Source organism: Caulobacter sp. FG7 (genome assembly GCF_057808875.1).
In genome coordinates this window covers 141,696-159,357 of the sequence record NZ_JBMDIW010000004.1, presented here as the reverse complement: position 1 = coordinate 159,357, position 17,662 = coordinate 141,696, and the positions used below count along the sequence as shown (strand labels likewise).

Genomic DNA, 17,662 nt, shown 5'->3' with positions numbered 1-17,662 from the left:
CAGACCCGGGTTCAAATATCGGGATGCAGCTGCCGATAGGCGCGGGCCGGACCGGCCGTCAGGATCACCGTCTGGACGGTGACGATCAGCGGCGCGATCAGCAGATTGACCAGCAGGCCCAGGATCACGAACAGCTTGGTCCCGCCGCCGATCAGGGCGATCACGCCCGTCAGCAGGCCGCCGACCAGCGTCATCGCCATGGTCGCGCCCAGCGCCATCAGCAGGTTCAGCACGAACATGCCCAGCAGACCCCAGAAGTGGCCGTGGGTCAGCACCCACGACTCGCGGACATTGATGCGGCCCTCGGCGAAGGTCTGGGGCGACAGCAGCGACAGACGCACGCCCACCCACATCGACAGGCCGATCACCGCCAGGCCGCCGAGGAAGGCGATCCAGGCCGACAGGCCGCGGGCGCCGGCGCCGGCGACCGTGGCGGTCAGCAGGGTCAGGGCGCCGCTGGGAATGGCGGTGACGAACAGCGCCGTGGCCCAGGCGATCAGGGCCACCACGAACAGCCGGACCTCGTCGGCGCCCAGGCGCAGATAGGCGCCCTGGTTCTGCTCGGGGTGCATGACCGAGCGCAGGATCGCGCCGGCCAGCACCGCGCTCATGGCGGCGGCCAGCAGGATGATCAGCGCCATCGCCCCGCCCAGATGCGAGATCAGTTGCAACACCTCGCGCGGGTCGGCCGTGAACCGGGTCTGGGCCAGGTCGCGCCGCACCTCGTCGCCAAACACGGCGACCAGCAGCACCGACAGCAGGATCAGCGAGCCGAGATACAGCCCGCCCCAGATCAGCAGGGAGACGGGGTGGCGGCGCATGGTGCGCGGCCCTTCGAGGGCGGCGGCGACGGGCGACAAGACGATCATGATCAGGCTTCTGACGGCTCGGCGACGGCCAAGCTCGGAGCGTGTCTGTAGACGTGGACGCAGGCCGCCGTCCAGGCAGGAGCGACACAGAAATAATAGAGGCCGACCGCGGCCGCCTGCACCAGAAACGCGCCGGCGCCGTCGAAGGCCGCCTTGCCGCTGGCGGCGATCAGCACGCTGGGCAGGTAGAAGACCAGGCCCAGGGCGACCAGCAGGCCGGCCCGGCCCTTGGTCAGGTCGAAGGCGCTGAGCACCCGCAGACGGCCGGCGGCGATCGAGGCGGCCGGCGCCAGGGCCAGGCGCGCGGCCAGCCAGGCCAGAACCGCCAGGCTGGCCAGCGGCGCGAGACTGGCGGCGAAGGCGGCCAGCGGTCCCGACAGCGCCGCCCGCCAGGCCTCCGACGACGTGGCGTCGAAACCAGGAGCCGCCGCGCGGGCGACGCCCAGGGCCACGGCGCCGACCACGACCAGCAGCACGGCGATGACCACTAGGAACACCACGCCCAGCAGCAGCTGGACGGCGGCGATCAGCGCCTCCTCGCGTCCGCAGCGCAGGCCGGCCAGGCCCGCCGGGCCGTCGAAAGCGGCGCGATAGAGGGCGCCATAGGCCAGGGCGGCGGCGGCGAAATCGGCCAGCAGGACGAAGGCTCCGCCCAGGTAGCGGCCGAGCAGGCCCACCAGGCAGGCGACGGCCAGCGCCGCCCAGGTGCGCGGCGCAAGATGGGTCACGCCGGCGATGCCGGCTCGCGCCGTCGCGCCGATCGCGATCGATGCCTCGCCCATGTGGTTCCAGGTCCTTCAGAACAGCCGACGCCACCCTAGCGCGCGCGGCGTCATGAAACGACGAGTCGCCGGCCGGTTCGCGCGGATTTTGCCCGGCCGTGGCGGGAAGGCCGCTGTCAGGCGGCCGCCTGCGCCTCGTCGGCGGCCTTCAGCGACCGGTAGACGCTGGCCAGCGGCGTCACGCACACGGTCAGGACCACCGTCTGGACGATCGCCGCCAGGGGCAGCGCCACGGCCAGGATCGGCCAGATCAGGCGCAGCACCTCCGCCACCGAGCGCGCCGCCGGCAGGGTCTTGGCCAGGCCCGGGGCGACCAGCGCCATGGCGACGACAGCGACCACGCCCACGACGATCTGCACGAGCAGCAGCGTCAGCCCGATCAGCAGCAGCATGCCCAGCAGGCGCAGGCTCTGGCCCTTGGTCAGGGTCCAGGACTCGAACAGCATGAAGCGTCGCTCGGCGAAGGTCATCGGCAGGGCCATCGACAGCCGCAGGAAGGCCCACAGCAGCGCGAGCTCGCCGACGATCACGCCGATCACGCCGACCACCACCCCGACGACGGCGCCGGCCTGCGTGTCGCCGCCGATCGCCATGACCACGAAGCCGATCAGCCCCAGCAGCACGCCCGGGATCATGGCCGCGAAGATGGCGATGTTGCCGCCGAAGGTGAGGACCAGGCTGACCAGCATCATCCAGCCCTCGGCCGCGCCGACGCGCAGGAAGAATTTCCGGCTCTCCTCCGGGCGCAGCACGGCGCGGAAGGCCGCGGTCATGACGATGGTCGGCGCGACCACCTGCACGGCCATCATGCCGATGTTCATCAGGCTCAGCTGTCCCTGCATCGCCATGATCCGCGCCGTCAGCTCCGGATCCTGCGCTTCGGGCGTCTGCGGCATCGCCCGGATCATCTCGACGAACGGATCGATGATCGGCAGGAAGAGCAGCAGCGCCGGCAGGAACAGGCCCAGCAGGATCACCGCGCTCCACGCAGCGACCGACAGCGGCCGCCGGCCGACCAGCGCCCAGCTCGACACGGCGGCCGACGCCGCCGAAAACTTTTTCGCCACCCTGAAGACCCCCAAAACCGGATACTCGCCCAAGACGAGCTTACACGGCGGTTCCGTCTTGGCGAGGGCGGAGGTATGAGGGCGCATGACCACCTCCCCCATTCACGTGATCGGCGGCGGCCTCGCCGGTTCCGAGGCCGCCTGGCAGATCGCCCAGGCCGGCGTTCCCGTCATCCTGCACGAGATGCGCAAGGACGACTCCAGCGGCAAAGTCACCACCGACGCCCACCAGACCGACGGCCTGGCCGAGATGGTGTGCTCCAACTCGTTCCGCTCGGACGACTGGCAGTTCAACGCCGTCGGCCTGCTGCACGCCGAGATGCGCCGCTGCGACTCGATCATCATGTCGGCGGCCGACCAGCACCAGGTGCCGGCCGGCGGCGCCCTGGCGGTCGACCGCGACGGCTTCTCGGAAGAAGTCACCCGTCGCCTGGAAGCCCACCCGCTGGTGACCATCGTCCGCGAGGAGATCGCCGGCCTTCCGCCCGAGGACTGGGACAACGTCATCGTCGCCACCGGCCCGCTGACCTCGCCGGCCCTGGCCCAGGCGGTGCTCGACCTGTCGGGCGAGGGGCAGCTGTCGTTCTTCGACGCCATCGCGCCGATCATCCACCTCGAATCCATCGACATGGACAAGGCCTGGCGCCAGTCGCGCTACGACAAGGAAGGCCCCGGCGGCGACGCGGCCGCCTACATCAACTGCCCCATGAACAAGGAGCAGTACGAGGCCTTCATCGACGCCCTGCTCGAAGGCCCCAAGGCCGAGTTCAAGGAGTGGGAGAACGTCCCCTATTTCGACGGCTGCCTGCCGATCGAGGTGATGGCCGAGCGCGGCCGCGAGACCCTGCGCCATGGTCCGATGAAGCCCGTCGGCCTGACCAACCCGCGCGACCCGACCGTGAAGTCCTACGCCATCGTCCAGCTGCGCCAGGACAACGCTCTCGGCACCCTGTGGAACATGGTCGGCTTCCAGACCAAGCTGAAGCACGGCGTCCAGGCCGAGACCTTCCGCATGATCCCGGGCCTGGAGAACGCCCAGTTCGCGCGCCTGGGCGGCCTGCACCGCAACACCTTCATCAACTCGCCCAAGCTGCTCGACAAGGGCCTGCGCCTGAAGGCCTCGCCGCGCATGCGCTTCGCCGGCCAGGTGACCGGCGTCGAGGGCTATGTGGAAAGCGCCGCCATCGGCCTCCTGGCCGGCCGCTTCGCCGCCGCCGATCGCAGGGGCGGCTCGCTGGAAGCCCCGCCCCCGACCACCGCCCTGGGCGCCCTCGTTGAGCACATCACCGGCGGCCACCTGGAAGGCGCGCAAGAAGGCTCCCGGGGCGGCAGCTTCCAGCCGATGAACATCAACTACGGCCTGCTGCCGCCGCTCGACACTCCCAAGGTCGACGAGGACGGCAATAAGATCCCGCTGAAGGAGCGCGGCCGCGCCAAGAAGCGGCTGATGAGCATCCGGGCGCTGAAGGACCTGGACGCCTGGCTGGCGAACTGATCCTTCCGGTTTGAAGAAATAGGCCTCCGCCCGATCCAAGGCGGAAAAGCGCGGCCGTGGAACCCTGGCGTTCCCGGCCGCGCTTCGTCGCGGCGTCTCGATCGAGATCGCCCATGCTCCGCACGCTCAGCCTCGCCGTCGCCACGACGGCCCTCCTCGCCGCACCCGCCTTTGCCCAGGACGTGATCTCGCCGACCAAGGACGCGATCATGGCGTCCTTCGACATCGTCCGCACGGAGGTCAAAAGCGTCGGGCCGGACGTCGTCTTCCGCGTGCAGGTGCGCGGCAAGGCCGGCGAGATGAAGCCCAAGGCCACGGGCCAGTTCGCCGGCAGCGCGGTGTGGAGCTATGTGTGGCCCACCTCGCTCGACAGCGGCAGCGTCGGCTTCGAGGGCGCCCAGGGCATACTGGCCCTGGCGGTCACCTTTCACCCCGACTTCGACGACGCGGCCTATGGCGGGGTCAACCGCCACGTCTGGCATCCGCACTGGGTGGTGCTGGTTCCCGACGACGCCTGCGGCAAGGGCGCGCTGAAGGTCCGCGACATCCCCGAGGGCGCCAAGCCCAAGGTGCCGGCCACCTGGCCCGGCGTGCCGCTGCTGATCGACAGCCCGACCTACCCTACCACCCTGGCGACCGACACCGTCGAGGTCAGCGTGCCGGCCGGCGTGATCGGCGCGGTCGAGGGGGTGAAGTTCGACGGCGTCACCTCGGCGCTCAAGGTCAACGCCAACCTGCACGCGCCGCTGCTGTGCATCTCCGACATCTTCGACGTGGCCTCGGGCGACCTCAGCCTGCCCGGCAAGATCACCCGCTGAGCGGCGGATGTGCTTTTACGATCCCGAACCGGGCGGCCTCGCGCCGCCCGGCGCCTTCGTGGGCGCAAAGCCGGCGGGCCTGGCGCCGTGGCAGGCCAGCCGCGCGGCCGCCTATGTCGAGCGCGAGCTGGAAACGACGATCCGCGTCGTCGACCTAGCCCGCGCCGCCCGGCTCAGCCCGTCCTATTTCTCGCGCGCCTTCAAGACGACCTTCGGCCTGTCGCCGCAGAAGTACGTGGTCGAGCAGCGCCTGACCCTGGCCAAGCGGATCATGCTGACCACCGACGAGCCGCTGTGCGGCATCGCCGTCGCCTGCGGCTTCAGCGACCAGGCCCACCTGTCGCGCCTGTTCCGGCGGCGGGAAGGCGCGCCGCCCAGCGCCTGGCGTCGCGAACGGCGCCAGGCGTCCCTCTGAACCTCTAGCTGGTCGAGCGCACGAAGCTTGCGATGTGCTCGGCCGAGGCGCGCGGATACTGGTGCTGCGGCCCATGCCCGGCCGACGGATAGGTGATCAGGTGCAGCGTCGGCAGCACCTGGTTCAGGGCGTACCAGTTCTCGACTGGAAAGATGATGTCGTGGTCCCCGCCCAGGTGCAGGATCGGCTTGTCGGTGGTCTTCAGCACCTCCAGCACCGCATCGGCGGGGAAGATCGGGTTCTTGGGCCCGTCCCCGATATTGGCGCGGGCGAAGGCGATCGGCACCACCGGCGAACGCCCCTCGGTGCGGCCGGCGATCCGGGCCGAGGACTCGGCGGCGGCCTTGCGGCTGACCTCCGACTTCGGCTCGAAGAACAGGATCTCCTCTTCCTTCAGCGCATAGTCCTCGATGACGGCGGTGTCGAAGAACAGCTGCTCGGCCGGCTTGACCAGCGGCCCCGGCGGCGTGGTGCCGATCAGCAGCAGGTGGCTGATCCGCGCACCGGCCACGGCGAAGGCCACCTGCGCCGCCATGCCGCCCAGCGACCAGCCGCCGAGCACCACGTCGCTGAGATCGAGGGCGCTCATCAGGTCGATCGGATCGCGGGCCATCTGCGCCGGATTGTAGGTCGCCTCGCCGGTCGACAGGCCAAGGCCCGAATAGTCGAAGGTGATGACCCGGAAGCCCTCGTTGGCCAAGCCGTCGAGGAAGGCGGGATCCCAGACGTCCATATTGCCCCGGAAGCGGGTGCACAGCACGAGCGGTCGGCCCTCGCCGATCGACCGGTAGGCCAGGGTGCGGCCGCCGACCTCGACGAACTGGTTGGGGGCCGAGACGGCGGAATGGATGGAAGCGACGGCGTTCATGGAAGACCTCGAAGGCAGGGGAAGGAACGGGTCGGAAGCCTAGGCCTGGGCGCGCCGCTCGAGTTGGACGCAGCCGCCGCGATCGTCGCCCGGCGCATGAAACACCGGCGTCGCATGCAGCCGCCGCCAGGCCGCCGGCGTCATGCCCGCCAGCCGGTGGAAGCGGTTGGTCAGGTGCGACTGGTCGGAAAAGCCGCAGGCCAGGGCGATGTCCTTCAGCGGGTCCTCGCCCTGGGCGATCAGGATCTTGGCCCGCGCCACGCGCCGCTGCAGGACCATGGCGTGCGGGCTGACGCCGAAGCTGCTCTTGAAGGCCTTGCCGAAATAGCCGGGGCGCACGCCGCCCACCGCCGCCAGCTCGGCCACGGTCAGGGCCCGTTCGAGGTTCTCGTCGATGTAGCTGGCCACCCGCCGGGCCTGCCAGGGCGCGAGGCCGCCGGTGCGCGTCGGGCTGGCCGCGGACGGCGCCTGCAGCACCTGGATCGCCTGGTCGATCAGCCGTCGCGCGCCCTCGACGTCGTCGAACAGCCTCTGCTGGATCTCCTCCAGCAGGGCGCCGACCTTGGCTGACGCCCGCTCGCTGCAGATCTGCTGTTCCATCGCCTCGTCCCCTGGGCGGGAGCACGACCGGCTCCCAGGGGAGAACACGCAGCGGCGGGCAAAACCCACACCGACGTTATTCGAATCCGCTCAGTCGGCGCGGACGATCCGATAGCGGCCGGGCCCCGCCGCCTCGCCACGCACCGGCAGCACCTGGGCCAGGGTGCGCAGGAAGCGCTGCGGATCGCCGGTGCGGAACCGGCCCGTCACCCGTAGCGCCGCGACCTTCGGGTCGTCGACCACCAGCTTCGTGGCGCTGTGGCGGTTCAGTTCGGCCACCACCTCCGACAGCGGCTTGTCCTCGAAGGTGATCGAGGTTTCGCGCCAGGCCGAGCCGCCCGCCGCCTCCGCCGGCGCGACGACATCGCGGCCAGGGGCGGCGGTCAGCTGCTCGCCCGCCGCCAGCACCACCGGTCGGCCCGGGCCGTCGGTCGCATCGACCGTGCGGGCGACCGAGACCTGGCCCTCGACCAGCGTCACCCGCAGCGGCCCGTCGTCGAGGCGGACGTCGAAGCGCGTACCCAGGGCGGTGATCCGCCGGCCGCCGGCCTCGACCGTGAACGGCCGCGCCCGGTCAGGAACCACGTCGAAGAACGCCCGCCCCCTGACCAGCCGCATGGCGCGGCCCCCGTGGTCATAGGCCAGGTCCAGGGCGCTGCCCGGCGCCAGGCTGGCCTTGCTGCCGTCCGGCAGGTCGAAGGTCTTCGTCTCCGCCGCCGTGACCAGGTCCGGCTCGCCGAACACCGCCGAGGCCTCGACGACGGGCGGCGGCAGGGCCGGGACCGGCCGCTCGGCCAGCCACAAACCCAGGCCGATGGCGACGACGAACACCGCCGCCGCCGCCATCCAGCGCGACGACAACAGCGGGCGCGAGGTCTTGGCCGCCCGGCGTCGCAACACCCGCAGCGTCGCCTCGTCGCCGGCCTGGTCGAAGCCGCTCCAGATCTCCTGGGCCCGCAGCCAGGCCGCGCGGTTTGCGGGATCCTGGTCCAGCCAGGCGTCGAGCACGGCAGCCTGGGCCGGGTCGGACTCGTCGATGTTCAGCCAGAGCAGCGCGGCGGCCTCGTCGCGCGGCAACCGCGCCATCTCGTCGAACGCGAGGGGATAGGTGCTCATCGCAGGTCCCCCGTCTGGGCCAGAAGGCGCTCCAGCGCCTTGGCCACGTGTTTCTCGACCGCGCTGCCGGAAATGCCCAGGCGGCCGGCGATCTCGCGTACGGTCATCCCCTCGATCCGCCGCAGCACGAAGATCGTCCGCGTGCGCTCGGGCAAGGCCAGCAGCACGGCGGTCGCCGCGCGCAGGGTCTCGCGGGCGTCCAGGCGCCCGGCCGGATCGTCGTCGGTCTCGCCATGGCGCTCGGGGTCGAAGGGCACGTGCTGGTCGGCCCGCCGCGCCAGCCGCCGACGGTGCCGGTCGGCCCAGACGCTGGCGGCGGTACGGAACACATAGGCTCGCGCATATTCCTCGTCGGCGAGCCCCACCTGGTCGGCGGCGCGCACGAACACCTCCTGGACCAGATCCTCGACCTCGGCGTCGGCGCCCAGGCGGCGACGGAAGAAGGCGGTGACGTCGGCCTGCAGGGCGAGCGCGCGCGCAGGACCGGCCTGCGCCGCCTTCGAACCGTCCGCCGACTGAGGATGGACAGCCGCCACCTTACGCTCCACGCACCCCACGCCGCCTCTCGGCCGGGCGGCCGAGCAGCGGGTCTTTCCTAGAATACGTAGCCGAAGGCGAAATCCTCATCGCTTCCTTCGAATTTTGACCAAGACCCGGATCTCGGCTTGCGCCGTCAGATAACAGCGTTACCTAGCGTCGCAATACAGGTCGTGTCGATCTGAAGACCTGAGGGAGGCGAAGGGCGAATGCGGGGACGGCTCGGACTGGCGGGCATGCTGGCCGCGGCGATCACCGCGCCCGCCGTCGCCGCGCCCGCGATCGACGTCGACCGCCAGGACCTGTCGTCGGCCCTGCGCCAGCTGGCCCGGCAATCGGGGGCCGAGCTGCTGTTCGCCTCCAGCCTGACCGCGGGCAAGCGCTCGGGCCGGGCGCGCGGGCGCATGTCGGTGGAGGCCGCGCTCGACCGGCTGCTGGAAGGCACGGGCCTTGTGGCCCGCCGCACCGCCGACGGCGTCTACGTCCTGGCCCCCGCCCCGTCGGCGACCGCCCCGCCGGCCTCCGACGCGGTGACCACCGTTCCCGAGATCCTGGTGCTGGGCCGGCGCGCCCTCAACGGCGACCTGCGGCGGCTGGAGAACGGCGTGCAGCCCTATGTCGTGCATACCGCCGACGAGATCGCCCTCTCCCAGGCCGGCGAGGTCGGAAGCTTCCTGCGCGACCGCGTGCTGGCCGACGCCGCCGCCGTCTCGCCCGCCCAGGCCCGGCCGGGCGCGGCCCGCTCCGAACTCGACCTGCTGGGCCTTGGCCCCGGCCAGACCCTGGTGCTGGTCGATGGCCGCAGGCTGCCGCGCCTGCCGGGGCTGGACGGCTCGTTCTTCCGGCAGCCCGACATCAACGCCCTGCCGCTGGGCGCCATAGAGCGCATCGAGACCATCCCCGCCTCGGCCGGCGGCATCTATGGCCTGGGCGCCCTGGGCGGGGTGGTCAACATCGTGCTGAGGCGCGACCAGGACGGCGGCGAGGTCACCGCGATCGGCGGCCTGTCCTCGCGTGGCGACGCCGGCCAGGGTCGGCTGGAGGCGCGCCTGGGCTTCTCGCCCGACGGCGGCCGCACCCAGGTCTCGGCCGGGGTCTCGACCTCGACGCGTGAGCCGCTGCGGGTGATCCAGCGCGACTTCACCACCCGCTACCGCGCCAAGTCGGACGTCCGCACCGCCAGCCAGGTGCTGGCGGCCGCCGCGGACGGCCGCAACGTCATGAGCTATACCGGCCAGCCGCTGGTCACCGACACCGGCGTGAACCTCGGCTCGAACGTCACCACCCTGCCCCTGCGCTATGCGGCCGGCGACTTCCAGCGCCTGGCGCTGCAGGGCGCCGGCGCCCTGTCGCGGGGCCTAGGCCCCGACGCCAGCAGCGGCGACGCCAGCCTGCTGAACGGCGCGCGCTCGACGGCGATCACCGCCAGCGTCCGCCGCGCGCTGTTCGGCGTGGAGACCTATCTCGACCTCCTGCACCTGGAGAACGAGGGCGAGGGCCTGACCAGCCCCAACTCCCGCGCCTATTTCGTCAGCGCCTCGGCGCCGACCAATCCATTCCAGCAGGACATCCTGGTCTCGGTGCCGTTCGCTTCCTACGATCAGAAGAACCAGGAGCGCACCCTCGCCCAGCGGCTGACCGCCGGCGCGATCATCGAGGCGCCGCTTGGATGGCGGGTGAACGTGGACGCCTCCACCGGCGTCGGCCGCGTCCGGGTCAGGCAGTATCAGCACCAGCCCCAGCCGGACCTGAACTACAGCTTCGTATGGGGCGAGGAGGGCCTGGACCGGCCGGTGATCGAGCCGTTCGGCGACTACGACTCGCTGCAGTCGGTGCTCGACCTCTATCGCAGCGACTCCCTCAAGCGCATCCGGCAGTCCAACCGCTTCGCCAACCTCGCCCTGCGCGCCGCGGGCCCCGTGATGCAACTGCCGGCGGGCCCGGCCAACCTGACGATCGCGGCCGACCTGCGCGACGAGCGCATCGGCGACGTGGTCGAGACCACGACCCAGGGCGACCAGACGGCCTCGACCCACACCCTGGTCGGGGCGCGCCAGAGCGTCGCCTCGCTGTACGCCGAAGCCAACGCGCCGATCTTCCGCCGCGACCACGCCCCGCCGGGCCTTGCGGGCCTCGAACTGCAGGCCTCGGTGCGGCTCGACGACAGCAAGGCCTGGGCGCCGGCCCTGGCCTTGACCAGCGATCCGCCGCTGGTCCGCTCACGCCACGAGGTCTGGACCTGGACCGCCGGCGCACGGGTGTTCCCGGCCAGGGCCGTCATGCTCCGTCTCAGCGCCGCCACCGGGGCCCTGGCGCCCACGGCCAGCGAGCTGATCACCTCGCGCCTGACCATTCCGGGGTTCTTCTATGCCGACCCCGGCCGGCCGGGCGACACCGTTGGAAGCGGCCGCCCCTTTGTCTACATGTTCGGCAGCTCCCCCGCCCTGAAGCCCGAACGCGCCGAAAGCGCCTCGGTGGGCCTGGTGATCCAGCCGCCCGGATCGAGCCTGCGGGCATCGCTCGACTACACCCGTGTGCTCAAGCGCGACGGCTTCTACGGCCTGAAGGGCGAGCTCTCCATGGGCTACCTGCTGGCCAATCCGCAGCTGGGCCGGGTGTCGCGCGCGCCGCTGACCGCCGCCGACATCGCCCGCGGCTACGCCGCCGGACGGGTGCTGGAGATCGACGGCCGCGCCATGAACAGCGCCAAGCTGGAGACCCAGCTGGTCAGCGGCGAGCTGCGCCACGGCTTTCCCGCGGCCGGCGGACGGCTCGACCTGCGCGGTTCGGTGGTCTGGCAGCCCAGCTTCCGCCGCAAGCTGCTGCCCGGCGAGGCCTGGACAGCGCTGACAGGCGATTACCAGGCGCCGCTGGAATGGCGAGGCTATGGCGGCGCGACCTGGCGGCGGGGGGCCTTGACCCTGGCGGCCAGCGCCCAGTTCGACGGCGCCTTCCGCACCCCGACCGGCTATGGCGAGGTCCGCACCGTACCCGCCCAGGTCTATGTCGACCTCGCCGGAGCCTGGCGGACCGGCGACAGCGAGATCCGCCTGGGGGTGCGCAACCTGTTCGACAAGAGCCCCAGCATCTTCAAGACCAGCGTCGGCGACTACAACACCTATGCCGACCCTCGCCGCCGGCGGTTCGAACTGGCGCTCTCCCGCCGCTTCTGAAGGCGCGAAACGGCCCCTCTGCGGCGTTTCGCCCCAGGTTCGCAAACCGGCGTTTTGTTGCTCCGACGCTACGCCCCGCCGCATATTTGCCGTCCGCGCCACCGAGCGGCCATTTTTCGGTTTGATCCCGAGCGGCCATTTCGGCTTAATGACACCGGTAGCTATTTTGATGACACCGGTAGCGGATACCGCTACCAATAAGAACAGAGATCACGGGTCGGCCACTCAAGAGCCTGCCCGTCGGGAAGAACTGGGAGGGAATATGTTGCAAGTCACTTCGCGGCGGAGCCGCGCCCGCGTGCTGTGCGATCGCGCATCGCTCGGCGCCCTGACCGTCGCCGGCAGCCTGCTGCTCGCCGGAACCGCCTTCGCCCAAGACGCCGCCCCCGCCGCCCAGGCTTCGGGCCAGACCGAGGAAACCGCGGTCGAGGAAGTGGTCGTCACCGGCTACCGCGCCGCCCTGCAGAGCGCCCTCAGCCTCAAGCGCAGCTCGAACGTGATGGTCGACGCCATCAACGCCGAGGATATCGCCGACTTCCCCGACGCCAACCTCGCCGAGTCGCTGCAGCGCCTGCCGGGGGTGTCGGTCGACCGCGAGAACGGCGAAGGCCGCACCATCACCGTCCGCGGTCTGGGCAGCGACTTCACCCGCGTTCGCCTGAACGGCCTGGAAGCCCTGTCGACGGCCGGTCCTTCGATCGCCGGCGACGCCGCCAACCGCTCGCGCGGCTTCGACTTCAACACCTTCGCCTCGGAGCTGTTCAGCGCCCTGAAGGTGCAGAAGACCGCTTCGGCCGAGACCGACGAGGGCTCGCTGGGCGCCACGGTCGACCTGGAGACCGGCAAGCCGCTGAACTTCAAGGATCGCCGCCTGGCCCTGTCGGTTCAGGACGCCTACTACAAGAACGGCGGCACCCACTCGCCGCGCTTCGCCGGCCTCGTCTCCGATCGCTGGGAAACCAACTGGGGCGACTTCGGCGCGCTGTTCTCGGTCGCCTACAACAAGCGCAACCAGATCATCGACAGCTATCAGCGCCAGGCCGGCCAGTCGGACTACACCTATCGCCAGTCGACCTTCCTGGCGACCAACTCGACCGCCACCTCGCCGCGCCGTCAGGGCTTCGCGACCCCGATCGGCACCTCGTGCAACGGCGGCGTGATCCCGGGCATCAACATCACCAACACGGCGATCTGCTCGATGCTGGTCGGCTCGAACGCGGCCGCCTACAACCTGATCAACAACCCCTCGAGCGCGACGACCAACGCCACCAGCCTGACCGGCACCGGCACGATCACCGCGCCCGGTCCGCTGACCCGCATTCCCGCCCTGGCCACGCTGAACCAGCAGGACCTCGAGCAGGAACGCCTGGGCCTGACCGGCGCCCTGCAATGGCGCCCGACCAGCCGCACCACGATCTCGTATGACTGGGTCTATTCGGAGCTGCAGCAGTCGTCGGTCAACTACCAGGTCCAGACCGTCGGCCTGAACCGCAACAACACCAACAACAGCACCAACAACCCCTTCTACACGCTGAACCCGGCCACCACGGCCGCCCAGAAGCGGGCGTTCTACGCGTCGTGCGCCGCGCAAGCCGCCAACGAAGTCCGCGACGCCATCGACTGCGGCCAGCAGCTGAACGGCGGCGCCCTGGTCGCCGGCACGACCAACAGCTACAACCCGTTCAATCTCGATCCGTACGACTACTACAACTCCGTCTCGTCGGTGGGTTACGTGCCCAGCGCGAACGGCACGGCGATGGTCGACAAGTTCATCGGCCGTCCCAGCGTGCGCCTGATCGATGCGGCGCTGTCGCCGACCGGGGCCAACGCCGACTATCTGAAGCTGGGCAATGTCGACCTGCGCTCGGCCGCCGACGCGGCGTTCTTCACGACCTACTTCCGCCAGTCGTCTCTGAAGCTGGACCATGAGTTCAGCGACAACTTCACGATGAGCGCGGTGTGGGGCAAGTCGTCGTCGAAGAACAAGACGCAAGGCCTGCTGGCCGACTTCATCCGCCTGGACTCGGGCCAGGGCGTGGCCGGCGACGACTACCTCGTCTACGACGCGCGCGGCGGCGGCGACATGCCGCTGCTGAACCTCGGTTTCGATGCGACCCAGGCCTCGGCCTGGGACTTCGTGAAGGGCTATTCGGCCCTGCGCCACTTCCAGCGCTTCACCAACAACGACTACGAGACCCTGCGCTTCGACTTCAAGTACGACCTGGACGACAACTACGCGATCCGGTTCGGCGTCAGCCAGCGCAAGTACGGCTTCGACACCGCCGAGTATCGCCGCCTGAGCGGCGAGACCCTGAACCCCAGCCTGAAGGAAGCCGGCTCCAACATCGCTTCGGTCAGCAAGGTCATCAACTGGGGCACCGGGCTGAACGTCCCGTCCGGCGGCACCACCGCCTTCCTGGCGCCCGACCTGCAGAAGATGGTCAGCCTGTTCGACTTCGACTGTAACTGCGTCAACAAGTGGGGCGACTGGCGCCTGTCGTACCTGAGCAGCGCGGCCAACCGCTACTCGGTCGAGGAGAAGGACACCGGCGCCTTCGTCCAGTTCGACTACAACACCGAGCTGTTCGGCCGCGAACTGCGCGGCAACGTCGGCACCCGCTACGCCATCACCGAGCTGGAGTCCTCGGGCCTGACCAACGGCTCGCGTCCGATCTCGGGCGAGAACAAATACACCGACGTCCTGCCGTCGCTGAACGCCGCCTACGAGGTGGCAGACAACATGTATATCCGCTTCGGCGCGGCAAAGGTCATGGCCCGCCCGCTGCTGGGCAACCTGTCGCCCTCGGTCACGGCGATCAGCGTGCCCACCGGCGCCGGCGCCGTGGTCGGCGGCACGATGACCGTCGGCAACCCGAAGCTCGACCCGTTCCGGGCCGTGAACTACGACCTGAGCTTCGAGTGGTACTTCACCTCGGGCGCCCTGGTGTCGGTCGCGGTCTTCGACAAGCAGATCAACAACTTCCCGCAGACCCTGATCAACAACGCCCCGCTGAGCCAGATCCTGGACGCCGCGGGCATCGCCGCGCTACGGGCCGCCCAGACCAACGCCAACGCGATCCTCTATATCGATCAGGACAACACCTTCGACATCCGCCAGTTCGACAACGCGCCGGGCGGCTACATCCGCGGCATTGAGGTCAACTACCAGCAGAACCTGACCTTCCTGCCCTGGTACTTCAAGAACCTGGGCGTCCAGTTCAACGCCACTCACCTGGAATCGGAACTGGAATACATCGTCACCCCGGCCAACGCCCGCACCGGCGCGGCCCCGATCACCGCCAAGGCCCCGTTCACGGGCGCCTCGCCGGACGCCTTCAACTTCACGATCTTCTATGAAGTCGAGAAGTTCTCGGCCCGCCTGTCCTCGTCCTACCGCAAGGGCTACAGCCAGACCTACCCGGTCGCGGCCGGCACCTGCGAACCGGGCTACTGCGACAGCCCGCTGGTCAACGACTTCGCAGGCAGCAAGAAGACCTTCAACCTCGACGGTTCGGCCACCTACAAGCTGACCAAGAACATCACCCTGTCGCTGGAAGCCCTGAACCTGACGGACCAGAAGGAAGAGCGCTGGGCCTACCAGGACGATCCGGTCGTTTCGCGCTACGCCGCCACCGGCCGCTCGGTCTTCATGGGCGCGCGCTTCGTCTACTGACGCCGATCGCGTCTTTCTCCCCGGAACGACTGGCGGCGCGGACTTATGTCCGCGCCGCTTTTTCTTTGTTCAGCGAAGAGGGGCGGACTTATGCCCGCGCCGCTTCTTCTTTGTTCAGCTAAGAGGGGGCTGACTTCAGGTCCCCGCCGCCTTTTCCTTGCCCAGGCGCGGATTGGCGAAGAACCGGAAGCCCTTGAGCAGGATCTTCACCGCCTCCCAGTGGATGGCGGCCAACACGCCGGCGACCTGCCAGGGATGGCTCAGCGCCGCACGCAGCACCACGCCGTCGCTCAAGGGCTCGCGCCGTCCCGCAAAGCTGGCCGACAGCACCCGCCCCGCATCGTCGTGCACGTCGACGCCCACCCGCACCCCCTCGCCCGGCGGCGCGATCGTGAAAGCGTAGCGCAGGTCCATGGGCAGGAACGGCGAGACGTAGAAGCTCTTGTCGCAGCCCTGCAGCACCAGCCCGTCGTCGCGCGCCATAGCCGGCAGCACGTAGTCGTGGCGCTCGCCGAAGGTGTTGCTGACTGCATAGACCACCGCGGCCAGCCGTTCGTCGCGGTCATGGCAGAAATAGACCGTCAGCGGATTGAAGCCGTGCCCCAGCACGCGCGGCATGCACAGGGCCAGGATGGGGCCGCCCGGCGCGTCCAGCCCGCGCGCCGCCAGCAGCGCCTCGACCTGCGGCTTGACCGGCGCGGCCAGGCGGCCGGCATGGTCGCGATCGTGATAGCTGAGCAGGTTCAGCGCGTTGTGCGAGAACAGCCGCAAGGCCCGCCCTGCCGCGTCCAGCTCGTCGAGATCGAGCAGCAGCATGAACACCCGGTAGCGCAGCCGATGCCTCCGAGGCCGGTCGCGCGCATGCACCACGACGCCGCTGTAGAGGGCCGAGCGCAGGCTCATGCGACCAGCTCCGCCTCGCGCTCCTCGACGGGCGCGTCGACGAAGATCCGGCCCGACGGGTTCGGGGTCAGCCAGGGCCGACGCACCCCGCCCAGTTGCTCAGCCACGGCCAGGCCGGCTTGCAAGCCGTCCTCGTGGAAGCCCGAGCCGAAATAGGCGCCCGCGAACCAGGTGCGGCGCACGCCCTGCAGCGACCACAGCCGCGCCTGGGCCGCCATGGCCGGGCCGTCGAACAGCGGGTGCTCGTAGACCTGGTCGTGCAGCACGGCGCCCGGCGCGCGGTCGGGGTTGAGCGACAGGAAGCACGGGTCGGCATCGCCCAGCGGCTGCAGGCGATTCATCCAGTAGGTCACCCCGCCCTCGCCTCGCACGCCCCGACGGCCGACGTGGTTCCAACTGGCCCAGGCCGCGGGCCTGCGCGGCATCAGGCCGGCGTCGCGATGCAGCACCGCGCGGTTGCGGCTGTAGCGGAAGGCGCCCAGCAGGGTCGCCTCCTCCGGGGTCGGCTGGGCGAGCATGGCCAGGGCCTGGTCGGCATGGGCGGCGATCACCACCTGGTCGAAGCTTCGCGCCTGGCCACGTCCATCCTCGACGACCACGTGGTCGGGATGGCGCGTGATCCGCCGCACCGGCCACGACAGCAGGATCTCACCGTCCAGGTCGGCGGCCATGGCGGCGACGTAGCGGGCGCTGCCGCCGGTGACCGTCCGCCAGATCGGCCGCTTGTCGATCGGCAGCATCAGCCCGTGATTGTCGAAGAAGCGCAGGAAGGCGTCGGCCGGAAATTCGCGAATGTCGCGCAGCGAGGCCGACCAGATCGCCGCCGCCTGCGGCAGTAGGTGATCCTCCTGGAAGGCCCGCCCGAACCCCTGCGCATCGAGATAGTCGGCCAGGCGGCAGAAGCCGCCGTCGGCCTCCAGCGACCGGGCGTCGCGCGTCCCGGCCCGATAGAAGCGCATGACGTCGATCAGCATGCCCAGAAACCGCGGGTTCACCAGGTTGCGCTTCTGGGCCAGCAGCTTGTTGGACGAGTATTCCAGGGCCCCGTCGTCCAGCGACACCCCGAACGACATGTCGCTGGCGGCGGTCTCGACCCCCAGGTGGCCAAACAGCGCCGTCAGGTTGGGATAGTTCGGCTCGTTGTAGACGATGAAGCCGGTGTCCACCGCCATGCCGCCGGCCTGCACCGTATGGGCGTGGCCGCCCAGGCGATCGTCGGCCTCGTACAGCACGACCTCGTGGCGCCGGGACAGCAGCCAGGCCGCCGACAGGCCGGAGATTCCGGAACCGACCACGGCGATGCGCTGGCGCGGGCTTGGGCTGGAGGTCGGCAACGCTGGTGCTCC

General features: G+C 70.1%; 14 protein-coding genes. 5 read left to right on the top strand and 9 right to left on the bottom strand.

Translation table 11 applies throughout. The features are described 5' to 3' along the window. Nucleotides 1–11 precede the first annotated feature (11 nt). From ACODR1_RS04920 to ACODR1_RS04910, 3 genes are all read right to left on the bottom strand, one after another. Complete coding sequence (locus ACODR1_RS04920; protein ID WP_488879452.1) at nt 12–869, bottom strand: hypothetical protein; 858 nt, start codon at nt 867–869, stop codon at nt 12–14. Between the two features lie 2 nt (nt 870–871). Further along, nucleotides 872–1,651 (bottom strand): hypothetical protein, encoded by a 780-nt coding sequence (locus tag ACODR1_RS04915; RefSeq protein WP_488879451.1) that lies wholly within the window; start codon nt 1,649–1,651, stop codon nt 872–874. A 116-nt stretch (nt 1,652–1,767) separates the two neighbouring features. Beyond that, nucleotides 1,768–2,718 (bottom strand): hypothetical protein, encoded by a 951-nt coding sequence (locus tag ACODR1_RS04910; protein ID WP_488879450.1) that lies wholly within the window; start codon nt 2,716–2,718, stop codon nt 1,768–1,770. Nucleotides 2,719–2,803: 85 nt separating this feature from the next. On the opposite strand from ACODR1_RS04910, the gene trmFO reads away from it, so the two are divergent. The 3 genes from trmFO (at nt 2,804) to ACODR1_RS04895 (ending at nt 5,446) form a co-directional block, all read left to right on the top strand. Further along, nucleotides 2,804–4,213 carry a methylenetetrahydrofolate--tRNA-(uracil(54)-C(5))-methyltransferase (FADH(2)-oxidizing) TrmFO gene (trmFO, locus tag ACODR1_RS04905; protein WP_488879449.1) on the top strand — a complete coding sequence of 470 codons (1,410 nt, stop codon included), beginning with the start codon at nt 2,804–2,806 and terminating at the stop codon, nt 4,211–4,213. A gap of 113 nt (nt 4,214–4,326) precedes the next feature. Next, on the top strand, nt 4,327–5,031 hold the full coding sequence (locus ACODR1_RS04900; protein ID WP_488879448.1) for a hypothetical protein: 705 nt from the start codon (nt 4,327–4,329) through the stop codon (nt 5,029–5,031). Between the two features lie 7 nt (nt 5,032–5,038). Beyond that, nucleotides 5,039–5,446: a helix-turn-helix domain-containing protein gene (locus ACODR1_RS04895; protein WP_488879447.1), complete on the top strand. Its 408-nt coding sequence runs from the start codon at nt 5,039–5,041 to the stop codon at nt 5,444–5,446. 4 nt (nt 5,447–5,450) lie between these two features. On the opposite strand, the gene ACODR1_RS04890 is transcribed toward ACODR1_RS04895, so the two are convergent. The 4 genes from ACODR1_RS04890 to ACODR1_RS04875 all read right to left on the bottom strand — a co-directional run bounded on the left by ACODR1_RS04890 (nt 5,451) and on the right by ACODR1_RS04875 (nt 8,566). Beyond that, a complete protein-coding gene (locus ACODR1_RS04890; RefSeq protein ID WP_488879446.1) occupies nt 5,451–6,314 on the bottom strand; it encodes an alpha/beta fold hydrolase in 864 nt (287 codons plus the stop codon). Between the two features lie 39 nt (nt 6,315–6,353). Next, nucleotides 6,354–6,914 carry a helix-turn-helix transcriptional regulator gene (locus ACODR1_RS04885; protein WP_488879445.1) on the bottom strand — a complete coding sequence of 187 codons (561 nt, stop codon included), beginning with the start codon at nt 6,912–6,914 and terminating at the stop codon, nt 6,354–6,356. Between the two features lie 90 nt (nt 6,915–7,004). Next, nucleotides 7,005–8,030, bottom strand: coding sequence for a FecR family protein (locus ACODR1_RS04880; RefSeq protein ID WP_488879444.1), 1,026 nt, complete (start codon nt 8,028–8,030; stop codon nt 7,005–7,007). Then, on the bottom strand, nt 8,027–8,566 hold the full coding sequence (locus ACODR1_RS04875) for an RNA polymerase sigma factor (protein ID WP_488879443.1): 540 nt from the start codon (nt 8,564–8,566) through the stop codon (nt 8,027–8,029). Before ACODR1_RS04875 ends, ACODR1_RS04880 begins: the two co-directional genes overlap by 4 nt. 210 nt (nt 8,567–8,776) lie before the next feature. On the opposite strand from ACODR1_RS04875, the gene ACODR1_RS04870 reads away from it, so the two are divergent. Then, a complete protein-coding gene (locus ACODR1_RS04870) occupies nt 8,777–11,740 on the top strand; it encodes a TonB-dependent receptor (protein WP_488879442.1) in 2,964 nt (987 codons plus the stop codon). Nucleotides 11,741–12,002: 262 nt separating this feature from the next. Beyond that, nucleotides 12,003–15,413 (top strand): TonB-dependent receptor, encoded by a 3,411-nt coding sequence (locus tag ACODR1_RS04865; protein ID WP_488879441.1) that lies wholly within the window; start codon nt 12,003–12,005, stop codon nt 15,411–15,413. Nucleotides 15,414–15,548: 135 nt separating this feature from the next. Here ACODR1_RS04865 and ACODR1_RS04860 read toward each other — a convergent pair whose 3' ends face one another. Both ACODR1_RS04860 and ACODR1_RS04855 read right to left on the bottom strand, forming a co-directional pair. Further along, the gene (locus tag ACODR1_RS04860) at nt 15,549–16,316 is read right to left on the bottom strand and encodes a DUF1365 domain-containing protein (RefSeq protein WP_488879440.1); all 768 of its coding nucleotides are present in this window, start codon (nt 16,314–16,316) and stop codon (nt 15,549–15,551) included. Further along, on the bottom strand, nt 16,313–17,650 hold the full coding sequence (locus ACODR1_RS04855) for an NAD(P)/FAD-dependent oxidoreductase (protein WP_488879439.1): 1,338 nt from the start codon (nt 17,648–17,650) through the stop codon (nt 16,313–16,315). Before ACODR1_RS04855 ends, ACODR1_RS04860 begins: the two co-directional genes overlap by 4 nt. Between the last annotated feature and the right edge of the window lie 12 nt (nt 17,651–17,662).